Raw genomic sequence first — 14478 nt, forward strand, 5'->3', positions numbered from 1 at the left:
ATAATGAACGACGTTTTCCGGAGAATCCCCCATGCACGGCGGTGGTCTGCAAATAGCCTTGGTGTTCCTGTTGGCCGGCGTGATCGCCGTGCCGATCTTCAAGCGTTTCGGGCTGGGCGCGGTGCTGGCGTATCTGGTGGCAGGGGCGGTGCTGGGGCCGGACGGATTCGGCGTCGTGCGCGATGCCGAGCGCATCCTCAACGCGTCGGAGATCGGCGTGGTGATGCTGCTGTTCGTGATCGGGCTGGAGCTCTCGCCCTCGCGCCTGAAGGTGATGCGCAAGCCGGTGTTCGGCACCGGCGGGCTGCAGGTGCTGCTGACCACGCTGATCCTGGGTGCAGTGTGCATGGGCCTGGGGCTGGGCTGGAAGGCGGCGTTGATCGTCGGCATGGGCCTGGCGCTGTCCTCGACCGCGGTGAGCCTGCAGCTGCTGGCCGAGCGCAAGGCGCTGACCAGCGATTACGGTCGTACCGGATTTGCGGTACTGCTGTTCCAGGACCTGGCGGCGATCCCGCTGCTGGCCGCGATCCCGCTGCTGGGCGGCGCCAAGAACCAGACCCTGACCTGGTCGGCCGCTGTGAACGCAGTCGGCGCGATCGTGATCGTGGTGCTGTGCGGGCGGCTGTTGCTGCGGCATCTGTTCCGCACGGTCGCGCGCACGCGCATGCCGGAGGTGTTCACCGCCAGCGCGCTGCTGGTGGTGCTGGGCACCGCGTGGTTCATGGAGCTGGCCGGCTTGAGCGCGGGCCTGGGCGCGTTCCTGGCCGGCGTGCTGCTATCCGATTCGGAATTCCGCCACGAGCTGGAATCGCAGATCGAGCCGTTCAAGAGCCTGCTGCTGGGCTTGTTCTTCATCGCGGTGGGGATGAGCATCGACCTGGATCGCATCCGCGCCGAGCCGCAGATCATCGCCGCCGGCGTGGTCGCGCTGCTGCTGGTGAAGGTGGGCGTGCTGTTCGTGCTCGGCCGCTGGCAGCAGCAGATGAGCTGGCGCTCGGCGCTCAAGCTGGGCGGCGTGCTGTGGCTGGGCGGTGAGTTCGCCTTCGTCGTGTTCAACCAAGCCGTGCAGGCCAACCTGCTCAGCGTCGAACACCACGACCGCCTTGTGGCGATGGTCGGCCTGTCGATGGCGGCCACCCCGTTGCTGCTGATCGCCGCCAGCCGCTGGCTGGACCATGCGCCGGCGCCGGTGCAGACCCGCGCATTCGATGAGGTGGACGACCAGCAGCCGCAGGTGCTCATTGCCGGCATGGGTCGTTTCGGCCAGATCGTGGCGCGGCTGCTGACGGCGCAGCGGCTGCCCTTCATCGCGCTGGAGCACAGCCCGGAGCAGGTCGACAACCTGCGCCGCTTCGGCACCGCACGCCTGTTCTACGGCGATCCCACGCGGCCAGATCTGCTGCGGGCGGCCGGCGCGCAGCACTGCAAGGTGTTCGTGGTGGCGATGGACGACCCGGATACCAACATCAAGGCCACACGCCTGATCCGCCGCATGTATCCCAAGGCCACCGTGCTGTCGCGCGCGCGCAACCGCCAGCACGCGTGGCGGCTGATGGATCTCAGCGCCGAGCCGTTCCGCGAGACCTTCGGTTCCAGCCTGGAGATGGGCGAACGCGTCCTGACCGCGCTGGGCGTTCCCGAAGGCACCGCGGCTGAGCAGGCGCGCCGGTTCCGCGCCCATGACGAGAAGCTGCTGCGCGAGCAGCACCTGGTCTACGACGACGAAGCCGCGCTGCTGCAGACCGCGCGCGATGCACGTCGCGACCTGGAAAAACTCGTCGCCGCCGACCTGACCGACAACGCCACGCCCGGCAGCATCGATCCGGGCCCAGCGGCCAATCCCGCGCCGCACTGAAGTCCCCTGCCCTTCGTGGCCTGCGCGCAAGCAACTGCGCGCGTTGGAGTCGCAGGCCACGCTGCAAGTGCGCTGGCGCTTCCAGCGCAGCTGACCGCTTGCGCGCTGGGGCGCGAACTCAGCCCAGCCGCGCGCCGTTGGGCACGGGGCGCTCCAGCGTGGTCACCACCACGCCTTCGTCGGTGTAGGCACCGGTCAGCAGGAACTGCGACTTGAACGGACCGATCTGCTTCTCGGGGAAGTTGATCACCGCCACGATCTGCTTGCCCACCAGGTCTTCAGGCGCATAGAGGTTGGTGATCTGCGCGCTGGTCTTGCGCTCGCCATACGGCCCGAAATCGGCCCACACCTTGTAGGCCGGATGGCGCGCTTCGGGGAACGGCTCGACCTTGAGGATGGTGCCGGCCACCAGCAGGACTTTTTCGAAATCGGACCAGCTGATCGGGGCCAGCTCGACGGGAGCAACTGCAGACATCGGGGAAATCCGTGGGGAGGAAGAGAGGCGCGATCAGCCCGGATCGCGCAGGTAGCGCGCGATCGGTGCACCGCTGCCCGGACGCATGCCGGGCGAGAGTTCGCTGGCGACATCGACGAAGCCGCGCATGATCGCCACCTCGCGCGGACTGCGATTCAGCCCATCGCGCAGCTCCGGATCGGCGCCCGCCCGCAGCAGGCGCTGGGCCACGCGCAGCAGGCCATGCAACGCGGCCAGGTGCAGCGGGCCGAAGCCGCGCGGATCGCGGGCGTCCAGCGCCACGTCTTCGTCCAGCAGGCGCTCCAGGCCGGCCAGGATCGCGTCTTCGTCGCAGGCGGTGCCCGGCTCGGCGCGCGCGCCCAGCAACAGCAGCAGCGGCGTGACCATGCCCGGGGCCTGGCCGTCGGGTTCGGCGCCGGCCAGCAGCAAGGTGTCCAACAGCGCCAGCAGGCGTGAGCTATCGCGGGCGATGAAGCCGAACAGGCCGGCGCAATGCAGTGCGGTCAGGCCCTGCGCATCGACGGCGTGCACGTTGGCACCGGCGGTGAGCAGGCGCGCGGCGATGTCCGGCAGGCCCAGCGCGGCGGCCAGCATCAGCACGCTGACCTCGCCCGGCAGGCGGTATTCGATCTCGGCGCCGGCGGCGAGCAGCGCATCGACGATCGCGGTCTGGCGCATGCTCACCGCGGCCGACAGCGGCGTGGCACCGGTGCGCGCGGCATGCTGCGGATTGGCGCGGCGCGCCAGCAGCAGGTCCACCACCAACCCGTGACCGCCACCGGCAGCACGCAACAACGCGGTGCAACCCTGCGCGTCGGGCGCGTCGACGTCGAAACCCAGTTCCAGCAGACGACGCACGGCATCGACGTCACCGACGATCGCCGCCAGCGGCAGGTCGCCACTGCGCAGCGGACGTCGCGGCAGCGGCCACACGCGCCAGTCCAGCCAGTCGGCCAGGTCGCGCCGGCCACTGGACAGCGCGACACCGAGCGGCGTCTGGCCATCGGCGGCGCGGGCATCGGGCGCGGCACCGCCGGCGATCAGGCGGCGCACCATCGGCACGTTGCCCAGCGCGGTGGCCAGGTGCAGGGCCGACATGCCGCGCGCGTCACGGGCTTCGCGGTCCACGCCCAGCGCCAGCAGCGCTTCGACCAGCGGATTCCAGTCCAGGCGCACCGCCAGCGTCAGCGGGCGATCCCCGGCCGCGTTGGCGGCGAACGGATCGGCGCCCCGCTGCAGCAGTTCCAGCGCCAGCGCGTGCGCGGCGGCGTGATCGCGGGCGCCGGCCTGCACGCACGCGCCCAAGAAACGCGCCAGCCCCGCGCCGCCGGCCGGCGACAGGCCGGCATCGAGCAGGACGCGAATCGCCGGCAGCACGGCCGGGCCGCGCGCCAGGCAGGCGATCAGCGGCACGTCGCCGTAGACATCGCGCGATTCGCCAATGGCCCCATGACGCAGCAGCCAGTGCAGCGCCGGCGCGGTGGTCGACAAGGCCGGCGCATGCAACAGGCTGCCCAGTTCGGTCGGCGAGCAGAGCTGGGCCAGCCCGTCCAGGCCGGCGTAGGTGCCGCGCTCCAGCGCTTCGCGCAGCAGGCCCAGCGGCGCCTGGTCCGGCGGCGGCTGGCTGCTGTCGGCGCTCGATACCGCGTTGGGCAGCGGATAGTCCGGGTCCAGCTGCGAGACCAGCGTCCAGCGCCCGGCGGCGGCGGCAACATCGACTGCACGCAGGCCGGCCACATCGCGCTGGGCCGGGTCCAGACCCAGGTCGAGCAGGCGCCGGACCAGCGTCGAAGACACCTGCTCGCTGGCGCTGGCCAGCATCAGCGCGTTGCGGCCCTGCGCATCGACCGCGGCCACGTCCGCGCCGGCGTTGGCCAGCAGATCGATGGCGGTGAGATGGCTGCCGCGGGCCGCTTCCAGCCAGGGCGTGGTGCCGGCCTCGTCGCGCGCCTCGACCGAGGCGCCGGCTGCCAGCAGCGCAGTGATGATCTCGCCGTGGCCGGCCAGCGCCGCCGCATGCAGCGCGCTGCGCCCATGCGCGCCACGGGTATCGACCTTGGCCTTGTGCTTGAGCAGCAGCTGCACGCCGGCGGCGTCGTCTTCCTCGGTCGCCGCGGCGGCCAGCAGCACCGGCTGGCCACCGGCCGGCTCGGGCTTGGCGCCGCGCTCCAGCAGGAACTTGGCCAGCCGCCAGTTGCCGGCGATGCAGGCGATGCCCAGCGGGGTGACGCCTTCGGCGTTGCGGGCGTCGAGTTCGGCCGCGGCATCGCGCAGCAGCGCGACCACGCCGGGATCGGAACTGCGCGCGGCATGGTGCAGCGGCGTGTTGCCGTCGGCGTCGGCCTGGCGCGGATCGGCGCCGTTGGTCAGCAGCGTGGTCACCGCGTCGGGACGGCCGTGCCAGCTGTCGCGCGTGGCGGCCAGCAGCGGGGTCATGCCGGCGTGGGCCTGGTTGAGGTCGATGCCCTTGCCGATCAGCAGGCGTAGCAGGCGCAGATCCGGCAGCACCGCCGCCAGCACGGCCAGGCTGCGCTGGTCGCGTGCGCCGGGCGCCGGCAGGGCGCGCGGGTTGGCGCCGGCTTCGATCAATTGCAGTGCGCGTTCCACGCGGCCGCCGCGGGCGGCTTCGTAAAGCTCGGCATCCAGCGAAGGCGCGCGTACCGGCGCCGGACGCGCGGGTTCGACCTTGTTCGGTGCCGCCGGTGCGGCTTTGGGCGCAGGCGCTGCGGGGGCGATCGTCGGGGCGACCTTGGCGGCCGGCGCGCGCGAGGGCATCTCCATCACCGGCAGGCCGCCGGCGCGCACGGTGCGCTGCAAACCCCAGTGCAGCAGCGGCAGGGCGATCACGTAGACGCCGGTGCCGATGCCGCGCGCCGTGCTGGGCCACAGCGCCGGCCAGGCCAGGCTCAGGCCTACGCCGATGACCACCGCCACCGCAGCCGCCACGGCCAGGCCATGCCAATCGCCGGCATCGCGGCCGGCCATCGCCCGCCACTGCCGCGACAGCGTGCCGCCGCCGCATTCCACCGCCTGCCACAGCGGCCAGGTCCGCCACAGGCCGATCAGGCTGGCGCCTGCAACCGCGCTCAGGCCGACCGCGGCGGCCAGGCTGCCGCCGCTGCGCAAGGCCTGCAGCGGCCACGCCAGCAGCACCGCGACGATGGCAAAGCCCAGCGCCCACAGCAGCAGCAGCGCGGCCAGGTCCCGCTTGAAGAAGTCGCGCCCCGCTGGCGCGCGCGTGCGCGCGTGCCAGGACACCGCCAGCGCCAGCGCCGGTTGCGCCAGTACCGCACCAGCGGCGGCGATCCAGCCGCCAAGAAAGGTCACCCCCGCCAAGGCCAGGCCCACCACCAGGGCCAGCCAGGCTGCGGGCATTGGGCGACGCGCGGGCTCAGGCATCCGGCATGGTGTCCAGCTGGGTGGGCGGGAACTGGATATGGAAGCCCTGCGTGGCCAGGTTCTGCCGCACCACGGCCACGTTGTCGCGAGCCAGCTTGCGCTCCGGCGTCAGCGTCACCTCCAGCACGAAGGTCAGCTCACCCATCTGCGTGCGCAGCGGCGCGGGCAGCCGCGCGAAGTCATCGCGGGCCGTCAGGTACACATAGGTGTCGGCCTTGCGCAGGCTCTTGTAAACGAACGCATGCATACAGGCGCGTACGGCAGCTAGTTGAAGGAAAGTGTCACGATTGTGCGGGAAATGCCGCAGGGGCGAAACCCGAAACCCGCGCTTTCGGAGATTCTCCTGACAGCGGGACTGCGCCCATCGCGTCAGACTGGCCGGCATCGGCCAAGCTCGCGGGTGCCTCACGAGGCCTCGCTATACTCGCCCGTCACCCGCTGACACACCGGACATAGATGTCGCCAAAGCCTCGCATGACGCCCCTGGCGATCACGGCCTACACCGCCACCACCGCGCTGGGCGCCGGCCGCCAGGCCCAGGCCGAGGCGCTGGACCAGCGCCGCAGCGGCCTGCGGCCCAACGATTTCGGCGATGCGCCGCGCCTGGACTGCTGGATCGGCCGGGTCGAGGGCGTGGAAGCCGTGCAGCTGCCGGCCGAACTGGCCCAGTGGGATTGCCGCAACAACCGCCTGGCTTGGCTGGCCCTGCAGCAGGACGGCCTGCTCGACGCCGCCCGCGCGGCGGGCGAACGCTATGGCGCGGCGCGCGTGGCGGTGGTGATGGGCACCTCGACCTCCAGCATCGGCGCCAGCGAGGAGGCCTACAACCGGCTTGAGACCGACGCCGGCGGCGAGCGCTTCCCCGACGACCTGCAACGCCCGATCGTGCACACCCCGCATTCGATCGGCGATTTCGTCCAGCACGCCACCGGCCTGGCCGGGCCATGCATGACCGTGGCCACTGCGTGTTCGTCCAGCGCCAAGGTCTTCGCCCAGGCCGCGCGCCTGATCCAGGCCGGGCTGGTCGATGCGGCCCTGGTCGGCGGCGTGGACACCTTGTGCGGCAGCGTGCTGTACGGCTTCAACTCGCTGCAGCTGGTCTCGCAGAACAAATGCATGCCGTTCGATGCGCGCCGCGATGGCCTGTCGCTGGGCGAGGCCGGCGGCTTTGCCCTGGTCGAACGTACCGAGGCCGCCAGCAGCACCGTGCAGCTGCGCGGCTATGGCGAATCCAGCGATGCCCACCACATGTCCGCCCCGCATCCGGAAGGCCTGGGCGCGCAGTTGGCGATGCGCGATGCGCTGGCCCGCGCCGGCATCGACGCGGCGCAGCTGGATTACCTCAACCTGCATGGCACCTCGACCCCGGCCAACGATTCGGTCGAGGCGATCGCGGTCGCCGCGATGTTCCCCGATTCGCTGCATGCCGCTTCGACCAAGGCCTGGACCGGGCATACGCTCGGCGCGGCCGGCATCGTCGAATCGGTGTTCGCCCTGATCGCGCTCGAATCGGGCCAGCTGCCCGGCACGCTCAATTCCAGTCTTCCCGACCCGGTCTGCGGCCCGCAGATCCGCTTCGCGCCCGAGCGGCGCACGGTGCAGTACGCGATGAACAATTCCTTTGGCTTCGGCGGCAACAACTGCGCACTGGTGTTCGGCCGCGCATGAGCCAGATCGTCCTGTCGGCCCGCATCGCGGGCATTGGGTTCTGGTGCCGTGGCCTGCCGTCCTGGGACGCCGCGCTGGCCCATGCGCAAGGCGGCAACCTGCCGGCCGACGCGCCCAACAAGCCCTCACCGCAACTGCTGGCGCCCAACGAGCGCCGCCGCGCGCCGGAGACCGTCGCCGTCGCGCTTGAAGTCGCGCTGGCCGCGTGCAGCGCGGCGCAGCGCGATCCCAGGACGCTGCCCTCGGTGTTCACTTCCACCCATGGCGACCTGGCGATCACCGACTACATGTGCCGCCAGCTGGCCGACGATCCGGCCGGCATCTCGCCGATCCGTTTCCACAACTCGGTCCACAACGCCGCGGCCGGCTACTGGACCATCGGCGCCGAAACCCATGCGCCGGCGACCGCGCTCAGCGCCTTCCACGGCAGTTTCGCGCAAGGCTTGCTGGAAGCGCTGACCCAGCTGGCCACCGATACCGACGAACTGCTGCTGGTCGGCTACGACAGCCAGTCGACCGGGCCGCTGGGCCGCGTTTCGCACAGCCAGGGCCTGCTCGGTGGCGCGCTGGTGCTGACCACGCAAGGCGACGGCCCGCTGCTGCGCATCAGCGTCGGCACCGGCGGCCAGGACCGCGCGCCGGCCGGACGCCTGGAACACCACGCCGCCGGCAACGCGATGGCGCCCATGCTGCCGCTGTTCGACGCGTTGGCCAGCGGCGCGGCGCAGTGCCATCTCGATGCCGGCAACGGCGCGCAGCTGCACGTGGAGATCGTGCGGTGAGCACACCGCTGACGATGCAGGACGTGGCGGTGCTGATCCCGGCGCTCAACGAGAAGCTGCGCATCCGCGAAGTGGTCAGCGATGCGCTGGCGGTGTGCCCGCACGTGATCGTGGTCGATGACGGCTCCGACGACGGCACCAGCGATTGCATTGCCGGCCTGCCGGTCACGTTGATCCGCCACCCGCAGCGCCGCGGCAAGGGCGCGGCCTTGCGCAGCGGCTTCGCGCAGGCCGAACGCATGGGCCTGCAGGGCGTGCTGACGATGGACGGCGACGGCCAGCACAAGGCCAGCGATTTCCCGCGCATGCTCGATGCGGCCAACGCCTATCCGGGCTGGGTGGTCAACGGCGCGCGCCTGCGCAAGCGCGCCAGCCAGCCGACCATCCGCCGCATCGGCAATGACTTCGGCGATTGGGGCATCGCGTGGGCCTGCGGTTTCCGCCTGGTGGATACGCAGAGCGGCCAGCGCTTCTACCCGCGCAGCGTGTTCACGCTTGCGGATGTGGCCGGCGAAGGTTTCGTGTTCGAGGCGCAGATGCTGATCAGCGCCGCGCGCCGCGCCAACGCGCGCCTGGTCTCTGTGCCGGTTGAAACGCGCTACCTGCACCTGGAAGGCGGCGAGTTCCGCGCCAGCCATTTCCGCCTGGTCCACGACCTGGTCAAGATCACCACCCATGTGATCGCCCAGGTTCTCGCCTACGGCCATGTGCTGCGCGAGTACCGCAACGCGCGCCGGCATGCGCCGGTGATCCATGATCCCAGTGGCGAATTTGTTACCGTGCCGGCTTCCTCATCAGCCACGGATGTCTAGATGAACACACGCACCGATGTCGCGATCCTCGGCGGCGGCCTGGCCGGGCTGACGCTCGCGCTGCAGCTCAAGCGCCAGGACCCGGCGATTGACGTGCGCGTGATCGAGCGCCGCGCCCATCCGGTGCGCGAGGCCGCGTTCAAGGTCGGCGAATCGACCGTGGAAATCGGCGCGCATTACTTCGCCCAGGTGCTGGGCCTGCGCGAGCACCTGGATGCGGAGCAGATCCGCAAGTTCGGCTTCCGCTTCTTCTTTTCCGAGGGCCAGCAGCACATCGACCAGTGCACCGAGCTGGGCGTGAGCCAGCTGCTGCCGACGCCATCGTGGCAGATCGATCGCGGCCGTTTCGAGAACTTCCTCGGCGAACAGGCGCGTGCGCTGGGCGTGGACTTCATCGATGGCGCCAGCGTGCGCGGCGTGGACCTGGCCAGCGGCCAGGACGACCACGGCGTGCGCTACGAGCGCGGCGGTGAAGCGCTGCAGCTGGATGCGCGCTGGGTGGTCGATGCCAGCGGCCGCGCCGGCCTGCTCAAGCGCAAGCTGGACCTGGCCCAGCCCAACGACCACAACGCCAACGCGGTGTGGTGGCGCGTGGATGGCTTCGTCGATCCCAACGACTGGTCCGACGATCCGGCATGGCTGTCGCGCTGCACGCCACCGGATCGATGGCGCTCGACCAACCACATGTGCGGGCCAGGCTACTGGTTCTGGCTGATCCCGCTGTCCTCGGGCGCGCATTCGCTGGGCATCGTCTGCGATGCGGACCTGCATCCGATGGACACGATGAACACCCACGCCAAGGCGATGGACTGGCTGCGCGTGCACCAGCCGCGCGTGGCGGCGTCGCTGGAAAAAAGCGAACACACGCTGCAGGACTTCCTGTTCCTCAAGCACTTTTCCTACGGCTGCAAGCAGGTGTTCTCCGGCGACCGCTGGGCGCTGACCGGCGAGGCCGGCGTGTTCCTGGATCCGTTCTATTCGCCGGGCAGCGACTTCATCGCGATTTCCAACACCTACATCGCCGACCTGATCGCGCGCGACCGCGCGCACGAATCGTTCGCGCCCTACGCCAGCATCTTCAACCAGCTGTACTTCAGCTTCTACGAAAACACGCTGACGCTCTACCAGGACCAGTACGCGCTGTTCGGCGATGCGCAGGTGATGCCGGTCAAGGTGATCTGGGACTACACGTATTACTGGGCGCTGCTGGCCCCGCTGTTCTTCGCCAATCGCCTGACCGATGTGTCGCTGCTGGGCCGGCTGCGACCGCTGTTCCAGCGCGGTCGCGCGCTCAACTTAGGCATGCAGGCGCTGCTCGCCGAATGGGGCCGGCGCAATGCCGACGCGCCGGCGCCGCTCACCGATGGTCGCCTGCTGGACCAGTACGTGATCGGCTGGTTCCACGAACTCAACCGCGCGCTCAACGACGTGCTGGACACCGATGCATTGACCGCGCGCCTGCACGGCAACATCGCCCGCATGGAATGGCTGGCCGGCGAGATCCTGGCGCGTGCGCGCCAGCACCATGCCGACATCGACGACCACGGCCTGCAGCTGCTGCTGGCCGGCGTGGCGCTGCGCGACGAATCGCTGGACGCGGCCTGGTACGCCGACGCTGCCTGAGCGCGTCAGTGCCGGGCGCGCATCGCGCGCGCTTTGCAGAACCATGACTGGCGCGCCTGCCGCACTGTTGAGGCCCGACCCTCGCATCGACTGAATCCGGTCGCTACAGTGCTGCGCCATCAGCGGAGGGCACGATGACCAGCAAGCGAAGCGGACGGGGTCAGGCAGGCCGCGCGGGCAAGCAGCCGACGCTGATAGACGTGGCCAGCGTCGCCGGCGTTTCGCCGATCACCGTGTCGCGCGCACTCAACACACCGGAGATCGTGCGCCCCGAACTGCGCGAGAAGGTCTTCCGCGCCGTGCAGAAGCTTGGCTACGTTCCCTCGATGCTTACCCAGCGCGGCAGCGAGGAACGCAGCCGGCTCGTCGCGGTGCTGGTGCCGACCGTGGCCAACTCGATCTTCTCCGAAACGCTGCAGGCCGCGATCGACGTACTGACCGAGGCCGGTTACGAAACGCTGATCGGCCTCACCAACTATTCGGCCGAGCGCGAGGAACAGGTGCTCGATGCGATCCTGCGGCGTCGCCCCGACGGCATCATCCTCACCGGCACGCTGCACACCGCGGCCAGCAAGATACGGCTGTCGCGCTCGGGCATTCCCATCGTCGAGACCTGGGACAGCGCGCGCAAGCCGCTGGACATGCTGGTCGGGTTCTCGCATGAGGCCATCGGCCAGGCCGTGGCCGCGCAACTCCTGGCGAAGGGCTATCGGCGCTTCGCCGCAGTGATGCTGGACGATGCGCGCGCACGGCAGCGCAAGGACAGCCTGGTGCGTGAAATCGGCGAACACGGCATCACCGAGGTGCCCTGCGTGGTGCTGCCACCGCCGGCCACCGTCGCACTGGGCCGTGCCGGACTGACAACTTTGCTCGAACGCGGCGCCTCTCCTGACGTGGTGGTGTGCAGCTCGGACACGCTGGCCCACGGCGTGCTGGAGGAAGCGGCCGAACGCGGTATCAACGTGCCTCGCGCGCTTGCGGTGATGGGCTTCGGCGATCTCAGCCACGCCGCGCATCTGCATCCGGCGCTGTCCAGCGTGAACATCAATGGCGCACGCATCGGCCAGCGCGCGGCCGAAGCCTTGCTGGCACGGCTGGACGATCCGGACGACCTGTCCACGGCCAAATTGCGCGTGGATGTCGGCTTCGACGTGGTGCTGCGCGGCAGCACCTGAAGCGACCGCCGCGGTTGCTTGAATGATTGCGCAATCAGCCTAGTGTCCCTGCCACGCCGCGCTCCGGAGGGGGATGCGGCGATCCACGCGCGGCGGCTTGCCGGCCGCGGACATCGGACGCTGAGGAGGCCAGCTACAGATGCGCAACACCCCGACGACCGGGCAGACCCGGATTCGCTATCTCGTCCTGGCGATGATCTTCATCGTCACCACCTTAAGACGCCGCACCGCCTTCCTTTCGCAACACAGAGAGTTGAACCATGCAGACTTCCCCCGCTCCGCAATCCTGCGGCGATGACGACCGCATCAGCTGGATTCGCATCGCCTCGACCTTCCTGCCGCTGGCCACGCCGATCAGCGACGCCAAGGTGCTCACCGGCCGGCAGAAGCCGATGACCGAGATCGCGATCCTGTTCGTCGAGCTCGAAACCAGGGACGGACATCGCGGCCTGGGCTTCACCTATTCCAAGCGCGCCGGCGGTCCCGGTCAGTTCGCCCATGCGAAAGAGATCGCCGCGACACTGCTGGACGAAAACCCCAGCGACATCCAGAAGCTGTGGACCAAGCTGTGCTGGGCCGGTGCGTCGGTCGGGCGCAGCGGCCTGGCGACGCAGGCGATTGGTGCGTTCGACGTGGCGTTGTGGGACCTGAAGGCCAAGCGCGCGAATCTCTCGCTCGCGCGGCTGCTCGGCGCGCAGCATGATTCGGTGCGTTGCTACAACACCTCCGGTGGCTTCCTGCATACGCCGCTGGACGAGTTGCTGGTCAACACCGACAAGTCGCGAGAGAAGGGCATCGGCGGCATCAAGCTCAAGGTCGGACAGCCCGATAGTGCGATCGACCTGAAGCGCGTCAGCACGGTGCGCAAGCATCTGGGCGACGACTTCCCGCTGATGGTCGATGCCAACCAGCAATGGGATCGCCCGACCGCGCAGCGCATGTGCCGGCGCTTCGAGGAATTCAACCTGATCTGGATCGAGGAGCCGCTGGATTGCTACGACGCCGAAGGCCACGCCGCGCTCGCGGCCGCCTTCGATACGCCGATCGCCACCGGCGAGATGCTGACCAGCGTGGCCGAGCACAATGAGTTCATCAAACTGCGCGGCGCCGACTTCCTGATGCCCGATGCACCGCGCGTCGGCGGTATCACGCCGTACCTGAAAGTCGCCGCGCTGGCCGAGCACGCCGGGCTGATGATCGCGCCGCATTTTGCGATGGAGCTGCACGTGCACCTGGCGGCGGCGTATCCGACCCAGCCGTGGGTGGAGCATTTCGAGTGGCTGGAGCCACTGTTCAACGAGCGCCTGGAAACCCGCGACGGCCGGATGCTGGTGCCGACGCGTCCGGGCCTTGGCCTGAGCCTGAGCGAACGCGTGGCCGGCTGGACCGCGGCCGAAGCCGAGCTCGGCAAGCGCGGTTGACGTCGATCGCGCAGCCCACCCGGTCCGCCCGATGTGCCTGCGCGCTCAGGACAGCAGGACGGTCCTGATCACCAGCGACGCCAGCAACACCGGGACGACCACGCGCCACAACCACTTGCGGCGCGCGGTCGGCCTGCGCTTGGCCAGCCGGTATTCGTCCTGGTAGATCCGGGCCAGCGCTTCGGCCTCGTCTTCGACGGACGCCGGCGCCGGATCGATGCCCGACAGCGCCGCCACCTGCGTCATGTACTGGTCGGCGAAGGCATGCATTTGCGCCTCGGGTAGCTTGCCCGCGGCGGCTTCCAGTTCACGTGCGAAGATCCGCGTCTGCTCGGCGTCGATCACGATGCCGTTGCCGAATTTCAGGCCGCGCCGGTGATGGTCGTCCGCCAGCCGAACCGCGCCGGCCCGGGCCTGTTCGATCCCCTGTTCCATGGATGAGGTCCCCTTGTCCTCAATTCCCTGCACGCCCCCTGCGTGGCAGCCACCATACCGCGATTGCCCTCAGCCCATGCCGCCATTGATGCCGATCACCTGACCGTTGATGTAGCCAGACGCATCCGAGCACAGGAAGGCCACCAGCGCGGCGACTTCTTCGGGCTTGCCGGCACGTGCGGCCGGGACGATCTGCTTGAGCATCTCCGGCGGGAACTGCTCGCCGACCATCGCGCCTTCGATCACGCCGGGCGCCACGACATTGGCGGTGATGCCGCGGCTGGCCATTTCGCGCGCCAGCGATTTGGTGGCGCCATGCAGCGCGGACTTGGCCGCAGCATAGTTGGTCTGGCCGCGGTTGCCGGTGACTGCGGCCACCGACGACACGCACACCACCCGGCCCCAGCGCGTGCGCGCCATCGGCAGCAGCAGCGGCTGGGTCACGTTGAAGAAGCCATGCAGCGAGACATCGATGACGCGGTGCCATTGCTGCGCGCTCATGCCCGCCATCGGCGCGTCGTCGTGGATGCCGGCGTTGTTGACCACGACTTGGATCGGGCCGCCTTCCAGCAGCGTGGCGATGCCCTGCGTGCTGGCGGCGTCATCGGCCACGTCGAAGGCCACGGCCTGCGCGCTGCCACCTGCATTGAGGATCTGCTGGACCACGTCCTCGGCGCGGGCGATGCCGCGATTGGCATGCACGATCACATGGAACCCACCCGCGGCCAGCGCGGTGCAGATGGCGCCGCCAAGGTCGCCGCTGCCGCCGGTGACCAGTGCGCGACGTGGCGCTTTCATCGTCTTGTCTGAAGTCATGCGCGCCATGCTAGCAG

12 protein-coding genes are annotated in these 14478 nt (G+C 69.7%); 7 read left to right on the forward strand and 5 right to left on the reverse strand.

Annotation, left to right across the window (positions count from 1 at the left end):
• The first annotated feature begins 31 nt into the window (after positions 1-31).
• Positions 32-1855, forward strand: a complete 1824-nt coding sequence (locus BMZ17_RS18585; protein ID WP_093142951.1) for a monovalent cation:proton antiporter-2 (CPA2) family protein — start codon at positions 32-34, stop codon at positions 1853-1855.
• 118 nt (positions 1856-1973) lie between these two features.
• Here BMZ17_RS18585 and BMZ17_RS18590 read toward each other — a convergent pair whose 3' ends face one another.
• Genes BMZ17_RS18590 through BMZ17_RS18600 form a run of 3 tightly spaced genes read right to left on the reverse strand, consistent with a single transcriptional unit; the run spans position 1974 to position 5976 of the window.
• Positions 1974-2330, reverse strand: coding sequence for a tRNA-binding protein (locus BMZ17_RS18590; RefSeq protein WP_093142956.1), 357 nt, complete (start codon positions 2328-2330; stop codon positions 1974-1976).
• Between the two features lie 33 nt (positions 2331-2363).
• Entirely contained in the window at positions 2364-5729 is a 3366-nt protein-coding gene (locus BMZ17_RS18595) for an ankyrin repeat domain-containing protein (protein WP_093142960.1), read from the reverse strand.
• Positions 5722-5976 carry a YcgL domain-containing protein gene (locus tag BMZ17_RS18600; RefSeq protein WP_093142965.1) on the reverse strand — a complete coding sequence of 85 codons (255 nt, stop codon included), beginning with the start codon at positions 5974-5976 and terminating at the stop codon, positions 5722-5724. Before BMZ17_RS18600 ends, BMZ17_RS18595 begins: the two co-directional genes overlap by 8 nt.
• A 227-nt stretch (positions 5977-6203) precedes the next feature.
• On the opposite strand from BMZ17_RS18600, the gene BMZ17_RS18605 reads away from it, so the two are divergent.
• From BMZ17_RS18605 to BMZ17_RS18630, 6 genes are all read left to right on the forward strand, one after another.
• Positions 6204-7397 carry a beta-ketoacyl-[acyl-carrier-protein] synthase family protein gene (locus BMZ17_RS18605; protein WP_093142969.1) on the forward strand — a complete coding sequence of 398 codons (1194 nt, stop codon included), beginning with the start codon at positions 6204-6206 and terminating at the stop codon, positions 7395-7397.
• Complete coding sequence (locus tag BMZ17_RS18610; RefSeq protein ID WP_093142974.1) at positions 7394-8179, forward strand: beta-ketoacyl synthase chain length factor; 786 nt, start codon at positions 7394-7396, stop codon at positions 8177-8179. The genes BMZ17_RS18605 and BMZ17_RS18610 overlap by 4 nt, the downstream gene beginning before the upstream one ends.
• 14 nt (positions 8180-8193) lie before the next feature.
• Positions 8194-8991, forward strand: a complete 798-nt coding sequence (locus BMZ17_RS18615; RefSeq protein ID WP_093143958.1) for a glycosyltransferase family 2 protein — start codon at positions 8194-8196, stop codon at positions 8989-8991.
• The gene (locus tag BMZ17_RS18620; RefSeq protein WP_093142980.1) at positions 8992-10614 is read left to right on the forward strand and encodes an NAD(P)/FAD-dependent oxidoreductase; all 1623 of its coding nucleotides are present in this window, start codon (positions 8992-8994) and stop codon (positions 10612-10614) included.
• A 134-nt stretch (positions 10615-10748) separates the two neighbouring features.
• Entirely contained in the window at positions 10749-11789 is a 1041-nt protein-coding gene (locus BMZ17_RS18625) for a LacI family DNA-binding transcriptional regulator (protein WP_093142985.1), read from the forward strand.
• 260 nt (positions 11790-12049) lie between these two features.
• Positions 12050-13210, forward strand: a complete 1161-nt coding sequence (locus BMZ17_RS18630) for an L-talarate/galactarate dehydratase (protein ID WP_093142989.1) — start codon at positions 12050-12052, stop codon at positions 13208-13210.
• A 45-nt stretch (positions 13211-13255) separates the two neighbouring features.
• On the opposite strand, the gene BMZ17_RS18635 is transcribed toward BMZ17_RS18630, so the two are convergent.
• Complete coding sequence (locus BMZ17_RS18635) at positions 13256-13645, reverse strand: hypothetical protein (protein ID WP_093142994.1); 390 nt, start codon at positions 13643-13645, stop codon at positions 13256-13258.
• A gap of 69 nt (positions 13646-13714) precedes the next feature.
• Positions 13715-14443: a 3-oxoacyl-ACP reductase FabG gene (gene fabG, locus BMZ17_RS18640; protein WP_093142999.1), complete on the reverse strand. Its 729-nt coding sequence runs from the start codon at positions 14441-14443 to the stop codon at positions 13715-13717.
• Between the last annotated feature and the right edge of the window lie 35 nt (positions 14444-14478).

The organism is Pseudoxanthomonas sp. GM95 (assembly GCF_900109775.1).
Lineage (GTDB): Bacteria > Pseudomonadota > Gammaproteobacteria > Xanthomonadales > Xanthomonadaceae > Pseudoxanthomonas_A.

Excerpts from the sequence above, each read along its gene's own strand:
- BMZ17_RS18585 (WP_093142951.1), top strand. The coding sequence starts at position 32 with ATGCACGGCGGTGGTCTGCAAATAGCCTTGGTGTTCCTGTTGGCCGGC.
- BMZ17_RS18590 (WP_093142956.1), bottom strand. The coding sequence starts at position 2,330 with ATGTCTGCAGTTGCTCCCGTCGAGCTGGCCCCGATCAGCTGGTCCGAT.
- BMZ17_RS18595 (WP_093142960.1), bottom strand. The coding sequence starts at position 5,729 with ATGCCTGAGCCCGCGCGTCGCCCAATGCCCGCAGCCTGGCTGGCCCTG.
- BMZ17_RS18600 (WP_093142965.1), bottom strand. The coding sequence starts at position 5,976 with ATGCATGCGTTCGTTTACAAGAGCCTGCGCAAGGCCGACACCTATGTG.
- BMZ17_RS18605 (WP_093142969.1), top strand. The coding sequence starts at position 6,204 with ATGACGCCCCTGGCGATCACGGCCTACACCGCCACCACCGCGCTGGGC.
- BMZ17_RS18610 (WP_093142974.1), top strand. The coding sequence starts at position 7,394 with ATGAGCCAGATCGTCCTGTCGGCCCGCATCGCGGGCATTGGGTTCTGG.
- BMZ17_RS18615 (WP_093143958.1), top strand. The coding sequence starts at position 8,194 with ATGCAGGACGTGGCGGTGCTGATCCCGGCGCTCAACGAGAAGCTGCGC.
- BMZ17_RS18620 (WP_093142980.1), top strand. The coding sequence starts at position 8,992 with ATGAACACACGCACCGATGTCGCGATCCTCGGCGGCGGCCTGGCCGGG.
- BMZ17_RS18625 (WP_093142985.1), top strand. The coding sequence starts at position 10,749 with ATGACCAGCAAGCGAAGCGGACGGGGTCAGGCAGGCCGCGCGGGCAAG.
- BMZ17_RS18630 (WP_093142989.1), top strand. The coding sequence starts at position 12,050 with ATGCAGACTTCCCCCGCTCCGCAATCCTGCGGCGATGACGACCGCATC.
- BMZ17_RS18635 (WP_093142994.1), bottom strand. The coding sequence starts at position 13,645 with ATGGAACAGGGGATCGAACAGGCCCGGGCCGGCGCGGTTCGGCTGGCG.
- fabG (WP_093142999.1), bottom strand. The coding sequence starts at position 14,443 with ATGAAAGCGCCACGTCGCGCACTGGTCACCGGCGGCAGCGGCGACCTT.